This is a genomic window from Peribacillus sp. B-H-3, assembly GCF_048572925.1.
GTDB lineage: Bacteria > Bacillota > Bacilli > Bacillales > DSM-1321 > Peribacillus.
Genome location: NZ_CP183879.1, coordinates 3,836,873 through 3,856,448, shown reverse-complemented (window position 1 = coordinate 3,856,448; position 19,576 = coordinate 3,836,873). Strand labels below are relative to the sequence as shown.

The following is a 19,576-nucleotide window of genomic DNA, read 5'->3' as shown; positions in this document are numbered from 1 at the left end:
AAAGAGCCTTTTAATATAAGCTGACCGATAAGGAGAGACCTAAATTGATACGAATTGTAATTGCAGAGGATCAGAAAATGCTGTTAGAGGCAATTAGTTCTCTACTCAATTTTGAAGAAGATATAGAAGTTGTCGGGCTAGCGAGTAATGGGGAAGAAGCACTGTCTATGGTGCACGAATTGCAGCCGGATATATGCATGATGGATATAGAGATGCCTGAAAAGAGCGGAATTGAGGCAGCAGAAGCTTTAAAGCCATTTGAATACAGGGTCATCATTTTGACAACGTTTAGAAGGAATGGTTATTTTCAGCGTGCTTTAAAAGCTGATGTAAGAGGTTATTTATTGAAAGATAGCCCGAGCGACGTGTTAGCAAGCTCCATACGTGGCATCATGGACGGAAAGAGAATTTACTCGCCCGAACTTATGGATGATGCCTCCGATAAAAACGAACGCGAAATGGAAGTGTTAGGACTGATGGAAGAGAGCATTCACACAAATGAAGCCTCTAATCAGCAAAATAACACGATTGGTACGGTAAGAAAATATCTTTCTGCCATCAAAGGTAAAATGAAATTACCAACCGGGTAGAAATATTTTTAAAATCACAAAGAGGATCAGCTTAGGACCTGCGATTGATATTTATAACATATATTAGAACTCATTTAGTTCGGGAAGGAGTTTATATGCATCTTTAATGTAAGATAGGGTAATTTTCCAGGTTATACATCTTCTTTGCAAATATCCATTACATCCAGACAAAATGACCCCCACCATTAGGCAGGGATGCATGTATTTATCGTTTACCACTTACGAAAATCAGGCGGTCAGGTGAGAATTCTTGCTAGACCGAATGCAACTGCTGCAGCAAGTCCTCCAGTAATCATTGTTTGAAAAGCACTCTTTACCGGAGAAGTACCTGTAAACCTTCCTTTTACATATCCAAAAATCAGTAATGCAATAAGTGTGGCAATTACAGAAACAATTAATGCTGTTGCAGGTTTATGAAAGATAAAATATGGAAATAAAGGGATCAAACCTCCGACAATATAAGAAATAGCAATGGCAATTGCACTGTTTCTCGCTCTTGTCGGCTCCGGCTTTTCTAGACCCAATTCAAATTTCATCATAAAATCCACCCATTTTTCAGGGTTCTTTTTAATGGTTTCAGTAATCGATTTGATTTGGTCTTCTTCAAGCCCATATTCCTTGAAAATATCAGATACTTCCTCTTCTTCACACTCTGGTAGTTCTATTACTTCGCGCCGTTCACGGGCAAGTTCAGTTTCGTAATGTTCCGCATCTGTTTTGCCTGCCAAATATCCGCCAAGTCCCATTGCAATTGACCCTGCTGCAATTTCAGCTCCTCCGGCAGTGAGAATTAATGTTGTTGTATCAACAGCACCAGACAAACCAGCAGCTAATGCAAAGGGTACGGTTAATCCGTCTGACATACCAATGACAACATCTCGAATGAAGTCAGAACCAGAAAAATGTTCTTCTATGTGATGCAGGTGTTGAGCCATTTTTTCACCTCCAATTTAACTGTTTATCAATAAATCATTCAGCTGCCACTTCTTCTGGTTCAAGTACACTTGCATCTGCAAATTTATGACCAATGGCTGTTAAATCTCTATCACCTTGTTAAAATGTTGCAAACCAAATTAATTGAACAGCATCGACAATATGAAGAAAACCTTCTAAGTGCAGGCTTAATTGATCCGCTAGTTTGTATAATTCAAACTTTTTAACAAGGTCATCAACCAATTCAATGAAGCCAGTGAAAGCACCAGCTGGACCTCCTGAACTTTTTTATGAATCGTAACGCTGAGAGTATAGGTTTGTCAATTATCCCAAATTATCCATAAGCTGAAAATATGCAAGTTTTTATTCTTATGATGCATATTTTCAGCTTTTTTCATTCAAAAGACATAATGGGGTAAACAGTATTATTTATTTGCCAAATACGGAGTGTTTGTTCTTATCATGTAAGGGATATAACTACATTCAATTGCTAACCAACGCAGCCTTAAGGCTGAAATTTTTCTTCGGAAATAAGGCTTTAAAATATCGATTTATACCTTAGAGAAAGACTGTGGGCGGCAGCACTACGGGGACTGATCAGAAAGGAAAAGCGTCTTTCTGTCATTCGGTACGTGTCGCTTTGGCACTACATCGACCGATAACCACGGTCTGTAGGTTCCTTAGAGGTAATGAAATGCGCTATTCGCAATAATGCGGGAGTCATTATTGTTAGCCACCAGTACCCTAGCGGAGACTCGACACCAAGCAAAGAAGATATTGAGGTCACTAAAAGACTTGCAGCAGGAGGGTGGATTTTAGGTGTTGATGTACTTGACCATGTGATTGTCAGCCATACAGGTAAGCATGTCAGCCTAAAGGGGTTATAGAAGGAAATGAGGAAGTAAATTAATGGTTTTGTGAAACAGAGAATATAGAGATTTAGTGAAGTTGAGAATTGTAGAACTCTATTTTTATATTATATATGGTATAATGTCCACAATTAACCTTTAGAAACTAGGAGCTGTTAAAGTGACAACGGATACTAATACGAAAGAGCAGACCATTTTTGGCCATACAGGAAACAGAATTCAAACGGAAGACAGAGAAATCCATATCCTTGCCAGATTTGAGGAACCATTGGTTGTCGTTTTGGGAAATGTCCTGAGTTACGAAGAATGCGATGAACTCATCCAGTTATCGAAAGCCAGAATTCAGCGCTCAAAAATAGGTGCTGATAGCAATATAAATGAAATACGGACAAGCAGCGGTATGTTTTTCGAGAGGAATGAAAGCGATATCATTAATAAGGTTGAAAAGAGAATAACATCCATCATGGGCATCCCCAATGAAAATAGCGACGGCATTCAAATCCTGAACTATAAGCCTGGGCAAGAATATAAACCCCATTACGATTTTTTTTCCTCCACTAGCAAAGCCGCTCAAAACAACAGGATTAGTACACTTATAATCTACTTAAATGACGTGGAAGAAGGAGGGGAAACATTTTTCCCTAACTTGAACTTTTCTGTAACACCTCAAAAGGGACTGGCCGTCTATTTTGAGTATTTCTACAATGATCAAACACTAAACGAACGGACTCTCCATGGAGGAGCACCAGTAATACAAGGTGAAAAATGGGTGGCCACCCAATGGATGAGACGACAAAAAATAAGGTAGCAAACTATAAATTCCGTACCGATTGATATAACTCCAGGACCTCCAAACATTTCCGAACCAAAACTCACAACAATAGAATCTCTTAAAAGGAATAACATGCTTCTGAATATGCGGCGGCTATAGAGAAAGAAAGGATGGCAAGCAGATATAACGGTCTGTGACGTTTGTCTTTGTTAAACATATCCTATATAAGTCCCATTATAAAAAGGAACCGCGAAGGCGGTTCCTAAGCTTATTATTTATTTGCTCTGTTTATAGTGTCAATAGAGTTGTGAAGTGCTTTTTTACACTTGGTTATATCAGGTTTTGAAGAACGGACCACTGCTAGCACAGAGTCAATTGTTCCGTCAATTTTTGTCCATGCTGTGCTATCAATATTTCGAAGCTTAGGTTCTTGTGTATCCCACTGATTTTCCAAATGATCAGCACCTTTTTTTGCTGAAGAATTGTCGTTTTTATTTACAGCATTTAGCATATCATTTTCAACTTTAACAAAATCGTTTAATTGGCCAGCTAATGTAGCTTGTCCTTGTGATGCAATGTTGTTACTGCGCCAGTTATAACCGCCTATGCCAGCAGCTAAGAAAAGTACGAGTACAACAATCGTTTGTGTTTGCACATGTTTCTTACTCGCCTTTTTTTGGTCTATTTCCGCTATATCACTTGCAGCATTCGTATCAATTTTTGAAACGGCAAGGAAAATGATGATTGTTAATATAGCGATAAGAAAAATCACACTCGTAACGGTTGTTCCGAGTGATTTTCCATTTATAATTTCCTTCCTTTAGGGTGGTTTCCCGCTATTTATCACTCTAGATACCTAGTAAAGACTAAGATGCTCTTTCGGTGTCATCTAATTCTGCGCTTTTTGCGGGTGAGCCTCCCCGAAAGGTGACTAGGAGGATAATAAAAATCAGTAAAACAAGGCTGACTATCCCTTTGTCTATCCCCAGACCGCCGTGGCTATGAGACGCTGCTAACCAATCCGAGAACGAGGCACCTACTGGACGTGTCATGATATAAGCGAACCAGAAAGAAAAAATTTCATTAAAACCAAATAATCGGTAACCCAGAGCTGGAATAACAAGCAAAACAGTAAATAATATACCGGAAGAAAAGTAGCCCAGGTGCATGCTTGACGCGGTCATATCTCCTGCTGCGGTACCAAGTGCGAATGTAACTAGTACGGTGAGCCAGTAAAAGACCTCGCGGCGCCGGGTGAAAATGCTGTGTACAGACAAAGTTTTTTCTTTCGAAAACCAAGCTAATAGAACAGCGGAGAGTGCCGCAATAAAGAAAATGGTGGAAGCGACGTAGGGTATGCCCAGTCCTACACGAACCACATCTGCAGCCATTGTGCCAAATATACTAACCATAATGACAACTAACCAGTAGATCTTCGGTATATAACGGCGTACTTTGAACTGTAATATCATTGCGGCTACAAAAATTAGAACACTTAGCGGTGCTGAAATAAGCGGATTTAGATTCTCGAATAAATAATCGGACGCCACCTCACCCATTCCGGTCGTCAGCAGCTTAGTCATCCAAAAGTAAAGGGTGATTTCCGGAACTTTGGCAAACACCTCTTTCCAATTACCGGTAACCGATAAAGATTTGTTCATGTTTTAGGACCTCCTTCCAAGCTGTAAATCTTTCTTGTTGTTGCCGCCACAGTTCGATCTGGAGCGGCTCGTTTTTTTTATTGCTTCTGCGATTTTTCATTTCTTGTTCAGTTAAGTTGATGCTAGTCAACTATATTACATACTTGTCAGCTATACATTAAACCTCAATTAAAACACAATTAAAATTAACTTAAATTTTTATTAATATTGATGACGTGTTATTCAGTTCAGCGAAACCATATGTGGGAACCACCTACAGGTACAGAGGTGCCTTTGGTATATCGTTTAATTATCAAGAGGAGTGGGTGGAAGCAGATAAAAATTGAAGGGGCCAATATCGTATATAAAAAAGGTGATAGGTTTATAAATCTTGGCTTTGATACGGATTTTATATTGAAATATTAAAAGATTCGAAGTGATTTCAATTTAGTAATCAAGTTTGGCACAAGGCGGTTGATTTTCGCTCCAGGAATCTCGCTTTCCGCGGGAGTCTCGCATATTGCGCTCCAATCAACCCGGTAAACAAAGGATTACGGTTTGTGATCTTCCTCTCATATAAAAAGTTTCTGTTGGTGAAAGGAGCGGTAATTCGCCAATATATTGAAAAACTTAATATAAACTTCTAAAAAGTATAGGTGAAGAGGATATGTGGAAACAGGTATTTGTAGAAACAGCGAGAGGAAGATTTGAAATCTTTACTCAAGGTGAAGGAGAGCCGCTTTGTGTCACTCATTTCTATTCGGAATTTAATGAGACAGGCGATTACTTCGCGGAAACTTTTATACGTACAAATAAAGTGATCTTAGTTAATCTTAGAGAAGCAGGAAATTCAGTAAAATCATCACAGCCATACGATTTAAGCTTACTGGAAACTGTATTGGACTTAGAAGCTATTCGTGAAGCATTAGGGCTTCGTAAATGGGGATTTGCAGGTCATTCAACAGGAGGAATGCTAGGGGTTGTTTACGGCATTTACTACTCAGGAAAATTAACATTCAGCGTTATTGTTGGTGCGGCTGCAAGAGAATATATGACATTTTCTCCGGAGTGTATTTATAATGAAGAACATCCTCATTTCAATAAAATGCAAAAGCTGATTGAAGAGCTGAAGCGTTCTGATTTACCCTTACAGACAAGAAGGGAACTGACTAAGGAGCGAACAAAACTATCCTTATTTCAACCTGAGAGATATGACGAAATTTTTCCGTTTACTGTACATAAAAAAATGTCGTCAATTAGATTGAATTACTTTAGCAGAGAGCTTCAAGTATTTGATGTAACTAGAAAGCTACAACTCATTTCAGTACCCACATTGATTATTTGCGGCAAGTATGACGTGCAATGCCCTTTAACATATTCGTTAGAAATGAATGAGTTAATCCCGAGTGCCACTTTAATTATATTTACAAAGAGCAATCATTATCCGTTTTTAGAAGAGCCTGACCGATTTAGTGCTGAAATAAAAACCTTTATCAAAGAAGTCATTTAATCAGCCAACTCAGGCTCGTAATAAGTTTGTGCCCGCCGATTATTTATCATTAGACGCTATCTGTAAATAATTTATCTGCTATGTAAAATAAATTTAAATTCATACCAATTACGAATTAGAAGATCATTCAAAGGTAGGATTTTATATAACTTTACATTTCGTGATAGGACGATATAATAAAAGACATGAAACCAATTGACATTTTTAAAGCATTATCAAATGAAACAAGACTGCAAATTTTAGAATGGTTAAAAGAGCCAGAAAAGCATTTTACTTCCCAGGAAATGAGGGATTTTCAAGATGTGGGAGTGTGTGTGACACAGTTCCATGAAAAATTGAATGTTACACAATCAACGGCTTCTCAACATCTTTCCATTCTTTATCGTGCTGGACTTGTGACAATAAAACGTCACGGAAAATGGACATATTATAAAAGGAATGAAGAAGCTTTTAACCAGCTTAAAGAAATCATTGAACATGAAATATAAGAGCTGATGACGCATATAGCATGTTCAATGTTTTTCTGTAATTCATAAGTTCCTTGCATGATTTCTTTTTTTGAAATAACATATCGTCATTATACGAAATGACGATTTGTGTTTATTAAAACCTGTAATGGTAAATAGAATAGAAGAAATCAAATGCCTTTTTTATGCCATTGAATCGTTATTTCATGAAATGACTTCATATAAAATCCACTTCTTTTATCGTTTTTCAGGCAAATAAAGGAGGTGAGTACAATGTAACGTTTTTAAAGAAATGAATGCATACTAACAATAAACTTTTGTTTAAATAAATAGGTATTGTTCTCCATTATAAAAGCACTCTAATCTAATATAAAAAGGGGTAATTAATATGCAAATGAAAAACATTTTGAAGGGTAAACTTGGTTTTGGTTCTGCGCCACTAGGCAATATGTATCGTGATATTCCAGACGAAGAAGCAATCACAACAGTGGAAGCTGCTTGGGAAAGCGGCATTCGTTACTTTGACACAGCTCCACTTTATGGATATGGATTGGCAGAGATTCGTCTTGGTGAAGCACTGTCGAAAAAAAACCGTGATGATTACATCTTAAGTACAAAAGTGGGCCGGATTATTTCAGATGAATTGGAAGAGCCGTCTTCACGTGATTTGGGAGAAAAAGGGGGACTCTTTGAATTCGGCCGTAAGAATAAAATCATCAATGACTATAGCGCGGATGCAACCCTTCGCTCTATCGAGGATAGTTTGAAACGTTTAAAAACAGATTATCTGGACTTTGTTTATATTCATGATGTAGCACAGGATTTCTATGGTGATGATTGGATTTCTCAATTTGAAATTGCCCGGACAGGTGCATTCCGTGCACTCACACGTTTACGTGAAGAAGGAGTAATTAAGGGCTGGGGACTCGGAGTGAACCGGGCAGAATCGATTGAACTAATGCTGGATTTGGAAGAAGCAAAGCCAGATGTATCCTTGCTGGCTGGGCGTTACACATTATTGGACCATGAACGTGCGTTACAGCGGGTAATGCCTGATGCAGTAAAACATAAGATGGACATTGTTGTCGGCGGTCCATACAGTTCAGGTGTACTTGCTGGAGGTACTCACTTCGAGTATCAAAAAGCGTCACCGGAAATCATGGCAAAAGTAGAGAAAATCAAGAACATTGCAGATCGTCACCAAATCAGCATTAAGGCTGCTGCTTTACAATTTTCATTGGCTAATCCAGCAGTTGCTGCTGTCATTCCCGGAGCTAGCCGACCTGAGCGAATTGCAGAAGATAAAGCTGCATTGAACACTGTAATCCCAGCAGCATTCTGGGAAGAAATGCGTGAACAAAAACTGATAGCATCTCATGCACCGCTGCCACTCAGCGTAAAATAAAAGAAGAGTAAAGTAAAAGGAGTGTCTCATGGTTCCATTTAGAGACACTCCTTTTTTATTTTTACATACTGGACATTTTGTTAGTAAAAAAATAAAAAGTTAAGAAGATAACAACAGTTGTTTAATAATTCAAAAAATATTGAATAGAAAGTTCTTATATATTAGAATTTAGTAAATCAGTATTTTGGAGGAATCGATGTGAAACAGCTTTACCAATCGTTGGAAGTTATTGAAAAAGTAAATCTATCAGTTGAATTTTCGACCGTATGGGAAACTATAATTGGAATTTCAGGTTTTACACACGCAAAACTTAGACATACATTTATTTTAGATGAACAGTGGGTTTCAGAGGAAGCTAAAATGTCGGAAGCCTTAAGGGGACATTTAAAAACGATAGAAATAACAAATTTTTGGTACGCACTTATTATGCTTCAAAATGACTTTTCGTCACCTACTATTCAAGATTTTTCGTACAGTCTCGCTGACATGACTGCATCTGAATTCTATGAAATACTGCTGCCTTACAAGAATCGGGAGTGTGAACTCCTGAGAAGGGAAACTGTGAGGAATTTTCATGATCCTGAATCTCTTGAAAAATATGCAGCTTTTTTTAAAGATCATGAATATCTAGGAGAATATATACGCTTTCTTGGCAAATATTCATTTGAAGAAATCTGTGATCTGCTAATAGAGGTCTTGAATGGGTGGTACCAATGGGTAAGTCAAAGGGAGGGATGGGAAAAATGGATACAGGCTCTTGAATTTGAACAAAAACAATACCGATCCTTAAAAGTGGATAATCCTATCGAACAGATTGAACAAATTACAAATGGAATTATCTATGCTCCAGAACCGTCTGTATGGAAAGTTAAATTAGTTCCTCATGTCTCATACCGGCCATGGGTACTATCAATTAGATCATCGGAAACCAAGATCTTTTTTTACCCAATAAACGAAGACTGCCTTCTGGACACTGGTGTTCCTTCAAGTCATTTAATTAAGGGGCATAAGGCTTTAGGCGATGACCTCCGCTTAAGATTGCTCTATCAATTGGTAAAGGGTCCGCTATCACTCCAAGATTTAAGCAGCCAATTCAACGTTTCAAAAACTACGCTGCATCATCAGTTGTCATTATTGAGGGCAGCGAAATTTGTTAAGGCAGAAAAAGGAATATATTATGCCAATATTAATCAAATCCAGACTTTTTCAGGCCTGCTGACAGAATATCTTGGAGGTCAGATATGAAAAAATTCTCTGGGGCGTTTCGAGCGTTATGGGCTGGAGAAATAGTATCAGAGTTTGGAGGAGCGGCAGGAGCTATTATTAACGGTCTTTTATTATATGAAATAACCGGTTCTAAAGAATGGATGGGAATACTGTGGCTCGTGTACTATATCCCTTCTTTACTGCTTCAGATGGTCAGTTCCCCATTTCTTAACCATATTGAAAAAGGGAAAATGCTAAAGAACATTCAGTTAATCCGTTCAATCTCCTATACGCTGCCACTTTTAGGCTATTTGGCTGGCTCAAATACAGGGACAATCACCGGACTTGTATTATTACAATGCATATTGGGATTAGTGCAGCCAATTTATGCCAGCCTATCTTTCTCTCTGCTACCTGATATTTGCAAGGAGGATGAGCTTGTCGAAGCAAATGGATTGCTTGATGGGACACTAAGACTGATGGGCTTTATTGCACCTGGAGTGACTTCTTTGCTTTTGATTGTTATGCCTATGCAATACATCCATGTGATTTCGGCAATGATGTTCTTTATAAGTTTTCTTTCCTTATCCCATATTCAAGTGAAGTTGAAACAACTAGTCCCTACTTGGACTAAAAAGTTTTGGTGGGCAGAAATGAAGCTTGGTTATAAAACCTTCTTTCAAAAACCAAAGCTAGTACGCCTGACCTTTCTATCCTCTTTAGTTCAATTTGCCGTCGGGGCTTCGATGGTACTGAGTGTTCCATTTATCAGAGGCGAACTAAAGGGAGAGACATGGGTATATGCCATTTTCTCAGGTTGCTTTTCAGTTGGTTACGCAATAGGAACGTTATTACTTCGTAAGCTGCCACGGAATAATCAAGTTATGTATTTGGGGTTAATTGGCGGAGGTGTATCATTTATACTGCTCTTTTTTGTCAATCTAACTCCACTTGCCTGGTTATGTGAATTGTTTGGCGGGATGCTCTTTCCGCTTTTCAATGCACAGAGTGCAGCTATTTTTCAAAAAGAAGCACCAAGGGAGCGGTTATCTCAATTAAGTGCTGTCAGATTAATGTTTTTTAGAATCACCACACCATTAGGAATACTTTTTGCCTCATCACATTTTATCCATTTCAGCAGCAGAGAAATTTATTTGATTGTCGGAACCCTAATTGCAGGACCTGGTTTATTTTATTTAATTACTTCGTTTAGAGAAAAGAATAACAATCTCCTTGATGCGAAAACGCAAAAACTCAGTTAATAAAACAGAAGGCACAAGTTGAATAAGAAGGTATCTAAACATTAAGGGGGATATATTTGTGCGAGATATCGAGCTGATGGAAATCCAGGCAGATGTATTATTTAAAAAAGACAACTCTGGAAGAATGACAGAATTAAATGAGCCAATATTCAGTCCCGCACCATTATTTTTTCTGGGCCGTACTAGAGAGGGCAGCATTCTTCGATTCAGCGTGTCTTTTCCTAAAATCATACTTAATGAAGTAATAAAAATGGTTAATCAAAATTCAGAAAACCCTGATATTGGAAAAATAGTAAGTTGTATAAATAAAGTAAACGACATAAGTAACATCTGGATGGGTCCTGCATACATATTTCCTGAAGATTTTAATAGGATTTCCAGTGCCACTAAAATAACAAATGAAAATAAGGGAGCATTACTATCACATTTTCCAAACTTATTAATCCAATTTGAATGGAGACAGCCTATTTTTGCCACCATAGAAAATGGTAAAGCGGTTTCTGTATGCTGCAGTGCGAGAATGAATGAAAAAGCAGCAGAGGCAAGTGTTGAAACACTAGAAGAATATAGAGGGAAGGGATATGCGATGGAATGTACTATTGCTTGGGCAAAGGAAATACATAAAAAAGGATGTCATGCTCTTTACAGTACAGCTTGGGATAATTTCCGCTCACAGGCAATAGCTAAGAAATTAAATCTTTATCAATATGGGATGAATTTGCATATGAGTTAAGGCAGCAGGTTTCAGTGCATAGCATAGGATTAGAGCGATCAATTAGGCAGCTAACAAATGGTTAGTCGAAATTGATACCCCGTTAATTAGACTACAGGCGGAGCATATCCGCAAAAAGTTTTTGACGAATTGTACTTCAACTATTGGGTGCTTGTGCGGCCGAGCCTAGGTCGTATCATATAGCGGGTGGGATTCCCGTCGAGAAAGAACTAGCCATTCACTCGTAGCGAGTCTTGGAGGGCTACTGGCAACATTAGCCATTAGGCGTAGACAGTTAGATGGCGGGCCGAAAGCCATATGGTTGAAGGGATTGAGCTCCATAATGTTAGTAAATCGAGAGGGCTGATGCCTTAAGCACAGCAGAAAGCTACATTTTATCCGTCGTTAAAGGCAAGAAGGATAAAACCTCTCTGGAGTCAGAGACCTTGGCACGTCAGACATTGATATGATATGGCAACTCGGGAGACCCTACTGGTCTCTTCTTATAGAAGAGTATGGTGTACAAGTGATAATAAGCAAGGAAACCAAATGCCGTTGTAGGGGGTCGGATAGCAGCGTAGTACCAATGAAGTTGGGTAATGCCGATGGAGGAAAGGCTGCTACCAAGTTATCACCCTTACTAGGGACACATTTACTACACACTGAGGTAGAAATTTAAATGTAAACTAAACTATTAAGGATAGCAAAAATTAACCTTTTGTGAATGATGATTTGGAGGAGCCGTGTGCGTAAATAGCGCAAGCACGGTTCTGTGAGGGGGGAGGAACACAATCTACCGTAAGGTAGAGAGGTTCCCTTCTACTCGACTAGTTCATTAACAGGGGTTGCTGCGACAGCCCTTTTCTTATGGCACTAACGAGGCAGGTGTGCGGCCGAGCCTAGGTCGTATCATATAGCGGGTGGGATTCCCGTCGAGTAAGAACTAGCCATTCGCTCGTAGCGAGTCTTGGAGGGCTAAAGGTAACTTTAGCCTTTAAGCGTAGACAGTTAGGTGGCGGGCCGAAAGCCAAATGGTTGAAGGGATTGAGCTCCATAAACGTTAGTAAATCGAGAGGGCTGATGACTTACCTGCGTTCAGAAAGCTACATTTTATCCTTCGTCAAAGGCAAGAAGGGTAAAACCTCTCTGGAGTCAGAGACCTTGGCACGTTACACATTGATATGATACGGCAACTCGGGAGACCCTACCGGTCTTTTTTTCTATTGAAGAGTATAGTCTACAAGCGATAACAAGCAAGGAAACCAAATGCCGATTGTAGGGAGTCGGATAGCAGCGTAGTACCAATGAAGTTGGGTAATGCCGATGGAGGGAAGGCTAGCTACCAGTTATCACCCTTACTAGGGACACATTTACTACACACAGAGGTAGGAATAATAAATGGAAACAAAACTACTAAGGATAGCAGAGTTAGCAAAATCCGAGCCTAAAATGAATTTCACATCTCTTGCGCATTTATTGAATGAGCAATACCTAACTCAGTGTCATCATGAATTGCCTAATAAAAAGGCAACTGGTATCAACGGAACGACAAAAGAACAATACAGTGACAGCTTGGAAGAAAACATAGAGGACTTAGTAAGTAGGCTTAAAAGCAAAAGTTATCGTCCTGTTCCAGTAAGACGAATGTATATCCCAAAACTCAACTCAAACAAGATGAGACCATTGGGAATACCGGAACATGAAGATAAAATTGTTCAAAAAGGCATTACGAAAATACTAAATGCCATCTATGAAAATGACTTTCTAGACTGCTCATTTGGGTTCCGTCCAAATAGAAACTGCCACGATGCGCTGAAAATACTGAATCAGTATATTGAGAAGAGAGCAGTAAGTTATGTAGTAGATGTAGATATTAAAGGCTTCTTTGATAACGTTAACCACAAATGGTTGATGGAATTCTTGAAACTCCGAATCACTGACACTAACCTACTGAGAATAATCAGCAGGTTTCTTAAAGGTGGATATATGGAGGAAGGTAAGAAATACAAGACAGACAATGGCACACCGCAAGGTGGAGTGATATCTCCCATATTAGCCAATGTCTATCTCCATTACGTTCTTGATTTATGGTTTGAAAAAGTGGTTAGGAAACAATGTAAAGGCCAGGCATATATAGTAAGATACGCAGATGACTTTGTTTGTTGTTTTCAGAATAAAAGTGAAGCCCAGCAATTCTTCCATTCATTAAAAGCGAGATTAAAGAAATTTAACTTGGAAATAGCCGAGGATAAAACTAAAATAATTCCCTTCGGACGATTTGCGGAAAAGAATGCAAAACGTGACGGGACTGGCAAACCGGATACCTTTGATTTCCTCGGGTTTACACACTATTGTGGGGTAAGTAAGCACGGGAAGTTCCGAGTAAAGCGGAAAACCAGCAGGAGGAAAGTCCAAGGCAAACTAAGAGAAACTAAAGAATGGCTGAAGAATAATAGGAATAAAGATATTCATATGATTATGGATAGATTTAAACGCTCACTAATAGGTTATTACAACTATTATTGCATCACAGATAATACCCAAACTGTTAACAACTTTAAAGAGAAAATCGAGAGCTTACTATTTAAATGGCTAAACAGAAGAAGCCAAAGGAAATCCTTTACTTGGGATAAATTCAGGCTATTTCTTAATAAATATCCACTACCTTCACCGAAAATCAAAGTGAATATTTATGATTTAAGAAAAGAAATTAGCTACATTCTGTAAATGATAATTTGGAGGAGCCGTGTGCGTTAATAGCGCAAGCACGGTTCTGTGAGGGGGGAGGAGTACAATTTACCGCAAGGTAGAAAGGCTCCCTTCTACTCGACTAGCTGTACAAGTTATAAATTTATAGAGCATTTCTTTGAATGAGGAATGCTTTTTATTTTGCTTAAAACAAAAATATACAATAAAAATATCATCTTAATTAATAAAAATATATTGTAAAACGATAAAATGAAGATTAAAATCAAAATCAGAATAAATATGTGAGGTGCTTTTTATGGGAAAAGTGACAACGTTGTTTTTAAAAATAGCTGTTATTCTTTTAGGAGTCCCAGTTCTTGCTTTGTGCATCTTTTTGGTGCCTGAGATGGCGAATCTTGCAGTAAAATTGCTTCCGAAGTTTGCTTTTATAAAATATCTCGTTTTCATCATTTTTGATGCATCGGCGATACCTTTTTACTTTGCTTTGTATCAGGCTTTCAAACTCTTACGCTATATTGACAAAAATAAAGCTTTCTCCGATTTATCTGTAAAAGCTTTAAAGAAAATCAAATACTGTGCCATCATAATCAGTATTTTGCATGTGCTAGTTTGGCCGCTCTTCTATATCTTTGCGGAAGCAGACGACGCACCAGGAGTTATCTTTGTCGGATTGGCTGTTCCTTTTGCTTCGATGGTTATCGCAGTCTTTGCAGCTGTTCTCCAAAAACTTTTACAAGAAGCAATTACTATCAAATTAGAAAATGATTTAACGGTCTGAGGTGAATAACAATGGCAATTATAATCAATATTGATGTGATGTTAGCAAAAAGGAAAATGAGCGTAACAGAGCTTTCGGAGAAGGTTGGAATAACAATGGCGAACCTTTCTATATTGAAAAATGGAAAGGCAAAAGCGATTCGATTATCCACTTTAGAGGCAATTTGTAAGGCCTTGGAATGTCAGCCTGGAGATATTTTAGAATACAAAAGTGATGAAGACAGTTAAACATTTTGGACGAAACTTCATATCACAATTATTAGGAGAGGTATAACTATGGACATGACCAATTTGATTATTGAAAATATTGCTGCCCCTCATGAGCTGGAGAGATTATATAGAAAAGACCCGAAAGCTTTTAAAAAGTCATTCTCACACGCATGGGAACAAAATCCTGATTCTCAGGTTCTTGGTGTTTGGTATGAAAGATTGCATTTCAAGGAGACGGCAAATACAGAAAAATCTTCCTTCCTTCAAAAAGATTTCTTATTCATGGGCCTTTTATCCATACTGGCCGGGATATGCACCAGGATCATTTTCCATTTTGTCGAACAGGAAGCAATTGCTCCAATTAACCTGGCTTTTGGTATAATTCCCTTTATTGCTGCCTATTTTGTTTACAAGAATACTCCGAAAAAAAGTGTTATTTATTCCCTTGCTGCGCTGTTCCTAATTTCCGGGATATATCTCAATATGCTGCCATTAAATGATAAAGACAGTATTATCCTTGCTTATTTACACCTTCCCATATTCTTATGGGTATTGGCAGGGCTTGCATTTGCAGGAAATGACTATTCAAAAGGCAGTACAAGATTAGCCTATATTACATTTAATTTGGAATATTGTATTCTCTACGCCAGCATGGCGGTTAGCGGAATGATACTAGCGGCGTTAACCATGCAGTTATTTAACTTTGTTGGTTTGGATATAAAAGACTTCTATTTTAGTAATGTCGTTTTATTTGGTGCTGCCGCTCTCTCTATTGTGGCTGCATACCTGGTATCAATGAATCTTAAACTTGCTAAGAATATTACGCCATATATAGCTAAAATTTTTAGTCCTCTTGTCCTGGTCACATTGTTGGTCTATCTCATAACGGTTATATGGGTCGGAAAAGATCCATTCTTGGACCGCAATTTCCTGATAGCCTTCAACGGAATTCTCCTTGGTGTATTGGCCGTTACCATATTTTCCATTACCGAGAGCGACTCAGACGAGAAAAAGAACATTTCAGATTATATAAATTTTGCCTTAATTGTTCTTGCGCTTATCATTGACACTGTGGCTTTGTCAGCCATCGTGTTTAGACTTTCTTCTTATGGGATTACGCCTAATAGACTGGCTGTTTTAGGAGTGAACATCCTTATCTGGGCAAATCTATGTTGGATTATGCTCTCCTACATGCGTTTTCTGCAAAACAAATCCGGACCTTCAACTATCCAAGATGCCGTTACTAAGTATTTGCCGATCTATGGAATTTGGGCAGCCTTCGTTACATTTACTTTTCCTGTATTTTTTTAAGGCTGTTTTCGTAAACTTTGTTGCTTTGAAACAGGGTGGTTGATTTCCGCTCCAGGATGCTCGCTTTCCGCGGGGCGGGCGGTGAGCCTCACAAGCAATGCTTGCGGGGTCTCACCTTCCCGCTAATCTAAGCAGGAGTCTCGCACCTTACACTCCAATCAACCCGGTTTAACAACGGAATCGCTTCACAAAACATATAAAAAAACAACAATCTTTAAGAAAAGAGCATTTAAACATGAAACGTATTTGATAAGCTAGACGAAAGATGTGCCTCAACAAAAGAGTGCGTTAGTTTAATAAACATGGCTTCTTCGGCCGCTTTTTTTTTGCGGCATAGTTGTAACGTATTACCGGCTTAATACGACTATTGCGGTAGGAGGAGGGATTGTGTGAAAAGATGGATGTCCTTATTATGTTTAATCATAGCCATTCTAGCTGGCTGTACAAACAGCCATGAAAAAGAGAGCCGCCCACCAAAAGCTGAAATTGTAACAGGTGGCAAGCACTATAAAACTGTACTCGGTTCCTACTGTTGGGAAGATGGAGATAAGGGTGTATGCGTTGATTCAGTATGGACCAAAGGCGGAAAAAGGCCTCTTGCTGTTCCGCCTATTGCTGTTCAACCAGGTGCTGACATTGAAGTGAAGATTGATTATGACCCTCAGCCAAACGAAATTCATCTTTCACAGGTAAATGGTAAAAAAGAAATAGTACTGCCTGTGGAAAAGGGACATTTCAAAGCACCGAGGAATACAGGAACATATAATTATACCTATAGCGTTTGGTGGATGGATGAAAAGGATAAGCACTTGTCCCACGGAGACGCTTCATATGAATTTGACCTTAACGTGCAGTAGGAAAACTTTGCAGCCTTCAAAAAATACTGGGGGTTTAAATGAAAGAAGGCGTCTTTTTGATATTCTCCTGCATATTAAGGCATTAAGTTTTGTTAAGGTTTTCAACACAAGGAAATAGTATTTAGTATTAAATGAAAGTATTGAGTTAGTCTGTCAACTTTGTTGACAGCTTTTTTTATGTTTCTTAAAAACAAAAATAAAATTTAGAAAATTGGAAAAATAAGGTTGTAAAAAGACAACGGTGTCGTTATAATAAAATTAATTAAAAAGACACTAGTGTCATTTTTGAAAGGAGGGTAACAGTGATGAATGGATTAATGAAAAATAAAGGATATTTAATACTAATGCTTGCCCAGGCAATATCAAGTATTGGAGATTGGCTTAGTATAGTGGCGATTATTACTCTTGTAGGTTTGAAATGGAATGCTTCGCCGATGGAAGTATCGTTTATCATTTTGTGTCTAGCCATTCCTATGGCGCTGTTAGGTCCTGTAGCTGGGACTGTCGCAGACCGGTTTAGTCGAAAGACTTTAATGATAACATCTGACCTTGTTCGTGCAGGGCTGATTCTTGTTCTTACTGCAGCTGATACAATATGGGTTGTGTATATATGTTTGTTTACAATCGGCGTGTTTTCAGCTGTATTTATTCCAGCGAAAAACGGGAAATTAAAGGAATTGATTGCTCATGATGATATGAAAGTTGCTATGTCCATAACGTCTATGATTGACTCCGGTACGAAGGTGATGGGCCCTTTAATGAGCGGGGTATTAGTAACGGCATTTAGTACAAAGCCTGTGTTTTATATCGACTCTGCCACTTTTTTTATATCTGCGCTTTTAATTCTGTTTTTACCAGGAGTGGTCCAGTCTTTTGAAAAAGAGAATGGCAATGAGGATAGAACAGATTCTTCATTCAAAAAAGAATTTTTAGCAGGCCTTACTTTTATTAAATCCAAAACAAATATACTTGCAGGAATGTTTTTATTAGGTTTTAGCCTCTTGATCTTACAGCTTTCGGACTCACAAATCATTGTCTTAATTAGAGAGCTCACTGCAGCATCACCGGATCTTTTTGGTTATTTAGTGACATCATCGGGTATTGGTATGTTTTTATCAGGGCTGCTTTTAACGAAGAAATCCAATTATAACGCCTTTACTTTAATGCTTATTGGTGTTTGTGGAATTGGACTTAGCTTTGGTATCATAGCAGTATTAACTCATTTTGATGTGCGTTTTTCTATCATTTGGGGTCCTTTACTAGGACTGTTTGCAGGATTTTCAGCAAGCTTAGTGTTTGTTCCATTTCAAGCATCGGTCCAAATTGAAACCCCTGTTAATATGACTGGGAGGGTATTTGGAGTCATAAATAGTGTAACAACAACAGCAACCATTATCGGACCTTTGCTGGGAGGCTGGCTCTCAACAATTCTAGGGGTTGTTCCAACGTTTATGATTACAGCATCTCTCTTGGTCTTGGTATCTTTAATAGGATTTTTCACAAAAAGTAAAATAGAGAGGAGTAAGAAAGATGTCTCCGAAAGTCAGCGAGGAACACATAAAGCAACGTCGGGCTAAAATCTTAGAAGCAGCCATACAAGTATTTATCGAAAATGGGTACGAACGAACGACTATGAAGCACGTAATGGACGCAGCTAACGTGAGCAGGGGTGGATTATATCAATATTTCTCTAATAAAGAAGACTTATATGAAGCTATATTAGAAGAAAATCTATCTCGAAGAATACTCGAAACTAAGGAATTACTTAAAGAAAAAAATAATTCTTATTGGGATTTACTGCTATTGAGGCTGTTTGGTGAAGATCGAGAGCCAGATGATAAGATGGATCCATTAGCACCAAGTAATTTAGAATTTTTCATCACAGGGAGAAATGATAAGCGCAGAAGAAAGTATGGTAAAGAACGATATAATTATGGTATTAAACTATATACGGATATTATTAGAGCAGGACAAGAAAGCGGAGAATTCAGCAATGTACATGATAGTAATATCTTAGCCCGAACTATTGTTACATTTATTGATGGGCTGGCACTTGGCCATGCTATACTTCCAACAGAAGATCTAAAGATGAAGGAGCAATCAATGTTGTTCGTGGAAAATTTAAAAATTACACTTGGAGTAAAGTAGATAGAAATGAAGTGATGCTGCTGTCTACATTTTTACAATGAGATTCATAGCATGATTCATAAATTTGCTTTTCCGGAATCGGTATTTTAATTAAATATGTATGTATTTTAAATAAGGCTTTATATACAAGTTTTTATGCATAACTTGTATATAAAGTCTTGATTGCTATTCAAAAAGCATACTGCCGTAAAAACTTTT

At 38.2% G+C, this 19,576-nt stretch carries 19 protein-coding genes; 16 read left to right on the top strand and 3 right to left on the bottom strand.

Going from position 1 to position 19,576, the window contains the following annotated elements; all coding sequences use genetic code 11:
- Window positions 1-44: 44 nt before the first annotated feature.
- Complete coding sequence (locus tag ACN6MY_RS19260; RefSeq protein ID WP_419881616.1) at window positions 45-590, top strand: response regulator; 546 nt, start codon at window positions 45-47, stop codon at window positions 588-590.
- 236 nt (window positions 591-826) lie between these two features.
- Here ACN6MY_RS19260 and ACN6MY_RS19255 read toward each other — a convergent pair whose 3' ends face one another.
- Complete coding sequence (locus ACN6MY_RS19255; RefSeq protein WP_419881615.1) at window positions 827-1,525, bottom strand: VIT1/CCC1 transporter family protein; 699 nt, start codon at window positions 1,523-1,525, stop codon at window positions 827-829.
- A 687-nt stretch (window positions 1,526-2,212) separates the two neighbouring features.
- On the opposite strand from ACN6MY_RS19255, the gene ACN6MY_RS19250 reads away from it, so the two are divergent.
- The gene (locus tag ACN6MY_RS19250; protein ID WP_419881614.1) at window positions 2,213-2,410 is read left to right on the top strand and encodes a JAB domain-containing protein; all 198 of its coding nucleotides are present in this window, start codon (window positions 2,213-2,215) and stop codon (window positions 2,408-2,410) included.
- A 142-nt stretch (window positions 2,411-2,552) separates the two neighbouring features.
- Window positions 2,553-3,200 (top strand): 2OG-Fe(II) oxygenase, encoded by a 648-nt coding sequence (locus ACN6MY_RS19245; RefSeq protein ID WP_419881613.1) that lies wholly within the window; start codon window positions 2,553-2,555, stop codon window positions 3,198-3,200.
- A gap of 235 nt (window positions 3,201-3,435) precedes the next feature.
- On the opposite strand, the gene ACN6MY_RS19240 is transcribed toward ACN6MY_RS19245, so the two are convergent.
- Complete coding sequence (locus ACN6MY_RS19240; RefSeq protein WP_419881612.1) at window positions 3,436-3,936, bottom strand: hypothetical protein; 501 nt, start codon at window positions 3,934-3,936, stop codon at window positions 3,436-3,438.
- 94 nt (window positions 3,937-4,030) lie between these two features.
- Window positions 4,031-4,825, bottom strand: coding sequence for a hypothetical protein (locus tag ACN6MY_RS19235; RefSeq protein ID WP_419881611.1), 795 nt, complete (start codon window positions 4,823-4,825; stop codon window positions 4,031-4,033).
- Window positions 4,826-5,471: 646 nt separating this feature from the next.
- Here ACN6MY_RS19235 and ACN6MY_RS19230 point away from each other — a divergent pair.
- The 13 genes from ACN6MY_RS19230 to ACN6MY_RS19170 all read left to right on the top strand — a co-directional run bounded on the left by ACN6MY_RS19230 (window position 5,472) and on the right by ACN6MY_RS19170 (window position 19,378).
- Complete coding sequence (locus tag ACN6MY_RS19230; RefSeq protein ID WP_419881610.1) at window positions 5,472-6,314, top strand: alpha/beta fold hydrolase; 843 nt, start codon at window positions 5,472-5,474, stop codon at window positions 6,312-6,314.
- 185 nt (window positions 6,315-6,499) lie between these two features.
- The gene (locus tag ACN6MY_RS19225; RefSeq protein ID WP_419881609.1) at window positions 6,500-6,802 is read left to right on the top strand and encodes an ArsR/SmtB family transcription factor; all 303 of its coding nucleotides are present in this window, start codon (window positions 6,500-6,502) and stop codon (window positions 6,800-6,802) included.
- Window positions 6,803-7,175: 373 nt separating this feature from the next.
- Window positions 7,176-8,186 carry an aldo/keto reductase gene (locus ACN6MY_RS19220; RefSeq protein ID WP_419884226.1) on the top strand — a complete coding sequence of 337 codons (1,011 nt, stop codon included), beginning with the start codon at window positions 7,176-7,178 and terminating at the stop codon, window positions 8,184-8,186.
- Window positions 8,187-8,384: 198 nt separating this feature from the next.
- Window positions 8,385-9,431: a helix-turn-helix domain-containing protein gene (locus ACN6MY_RS19215; protein WP_419881608.1), complete on the top strand. Its 1,047-nt coding sequence runs from the start codon at window positions 8,385-8,387 to the stop codon at window positions 9,429-9,431.
- Window positions 9,428-10,654, top strand: a complete 1,227-nt coding sequence (locus ACN6MY_RS19210) for an MFS transporter (RefSeq protein WP_419881607.1) — start codon at window positions 9,428-9,430, stop codon at window positions 10,652-10,654. The genes ACN6MY_RS19215 and ACN6MY_RS19210 overlap by 4 nt, the downstream gene beginning before the upstream one ends.
- A 76-nt stretch (window positions 10,655-10,730) precedes the next feature.
- Window positions 10,731-11,387, top strand: coding sequence for a GNAT family N-acetyltransferase (locus ACN6MY_RS19205; protein ID WP_419881606.1), 657 nt, complete (start codon window positions 10,731-10,733; stop codon window positions 11,385-11,387).
- A gap of 1,377 nt (window positions 11,388-12,764) precedes the next feature.
- The gene (gene ltrA / locus ACN6MY_RS19200; RefSeq protein WP_419881605.1) at window positions 12,765-14,093 is read left to right on the top strand and encodes a group II intron reverse transcriptase/maturase; all 1,329 of its coding nucleotides are present in this window, start codon (window positions 12,765-12,767) and stop codon (window positions 14,091-14,093) included.
- Window positions 14,094-14,370: 277 nt separating this feature from the next.
- Entirely contained in the window at window positions 14,371-14,853 is a 483-nt protein-coding gene (locus tag ACN6MY_RS19195; RefSeq protein WP_419881604.1) for a DUF2975 domain-containing protein, read from the top strand.
- 11 nt (window positions 14,854-14,864) lie between these two features.
- A complete protein-coding gene (locus ACN6MY_RS19190; RefSeq protein ID WP_017153334.1) occupies window positions 14,865-15,080 on the top strand; it encodes a helix-turn-helix domain-containing protein in 216 nt (71 codons plus the stop codon).
- A 48-nt stretch (window positions 15,081-15,128) separates the two neighbouring features.
- Window positions 15,129-16,373 (top strand): DUF4153 domain-containing protein, encoded by a 1,245-nt coding sequence (locus ACN6MY_RS19185; protein ID WP_419881603.1) that lies wholly within the window; start codon window positions 15,129-15,131, stop codon window positions 16,371-16,373.
- A 389-nt stretch (window positions 16,374-16,762) separates the two neighbouring features.
- Window positions 16,763-17,230, top strand: a complete 468-nt coding sequence (locus ACN6MY_RS19180; RefSeq protein ID WP_419881602.1) for a hypothetical protein — start codon at window positions 16,763-16,765, stop codon at window positions 17,228-17,230.
- A 305-nt stretch (window positions 17,231-17,535) separates the two neighbouring features.
- A complete protein-coding gene (locus ACN6MY_RS19175) occupies window positions 17,536-18,807 on the top strand; it encodes an MFS transporter (protein ID WP_419881601.1) in 1,272 nt (423 codons plus the stop codon).
- On the top strand, window positions 18,761-19,378 hold the full coding sequence (locus ACN6MY_RS19170; RefSeq protein WP_419881600.1) for a TetR/AcrR family transcriptional regulator: 618 nt from the start codon (window positions 18,761-18,763) through the stop codon (window positions 19,376-19,378). The genes ACN6MY_RS19175 and ACN6MY_RS19170 overlap by 47 nt, the downstream gene beginning before the upstream one ends.
- Window positions 19,379-19,576 lie beyond the last annotated feature (198 nt).

Coding starts and splice junctions, on each gene's coding strand:
- ACN6MY_RS19255 (WP_419881615.1), bottom strand. CDS start 1,525: ATGGCTCAACACCTGCATCACATAGAAGAACATTTTTCTGGTTCTGAC.
- ACN6MY_RS19190 (WP_017153334.1), top strand. CDS start 14,865: ATGGCAATTATAATCAATATTGATGTGATGTTAGCAAAAAGGAAAATG.
- ACN6MY_RS19225 (WP_419881609.1), top strand. CDS start 6,500: ATGAAACCAATTGACATTTTTAAAGCATTATCAAATGAAACAAGACTG.
- ACN6MY_RS19195 (WP_419881604.1), top strand. CDS start 14,371: ATGGGAAAAGTGACAACGTTGTTTTTAAAAATAGCTGTTATTCTTTTA.
- ACN6MY_RS19205 (WP_419881606.1), top strand. CDS start 10,731: ATGGAAATCCAGGCAGATGTATTATTTAAAAAAGACAACTCTGGAAGA.
- ACN6MY_RS19250 (WP_419881614.1), top strand. CDS start 2,213: ATGAAATGCGCTATTCGCAATAATGCGGGAGTCATTATTGTTAGCCAC.
- ltrA (WP_419881605.1), top strand. CDS start 12,765: ATGGAAACAAAACTACTAAGGATAGCAGAGTTAGCAAAATCCGAGCCT.
- ACN6MY_RS19170 (WP_419881600.1), top strand. CDS start 18,761: ATGTCTCCGAAAGTCAGCGAGGAACACATAAAGCAACGTCGGGCTAAA.
- ACN6MY_RS19220 (WP_419884226.1), top strand. CDS start 7,176: ATGAAAAACATTTTGAAGGGTAAACTTGGTTTTGGTTCTGCGCCACTA.
- ACN6MY_RS19210 (WP_419881607.1), top strand. CDS start 9,428: ATGAAAAAATTCTCTGGGGCGTTTCGAGCGTTATGGGCTGGAGAAATA.
- ACN6MY_RS19175 (WP_419881601.1), top strand. CDS start 17,536: ATGAATGGATTAATGAAAAATAAAGGATATTTAATACTAATGCTTGCC.
- ACN6MY_RS19235 (WP_419881611.1), bottom strand. CDS start 4,825: ATGAACAAATCTTTATCGGTTACCGGTAATTGGAAAGAGGTGTTTGCC.
- ACN6MY_RS19230 (WP_419881610.1), top strand. CDS start 5,472: ATGTGGAAACAGGTATTTGTAGAAACAGCGAGAGGAAGATTTGAAATC.
- ACN6MY_RS19185 (WP_419881603.1), top strand. CDS start 15,129: ATGGACATGACCAATTTGATTATTGAAAATATTGCTGCCCCTCATGAG.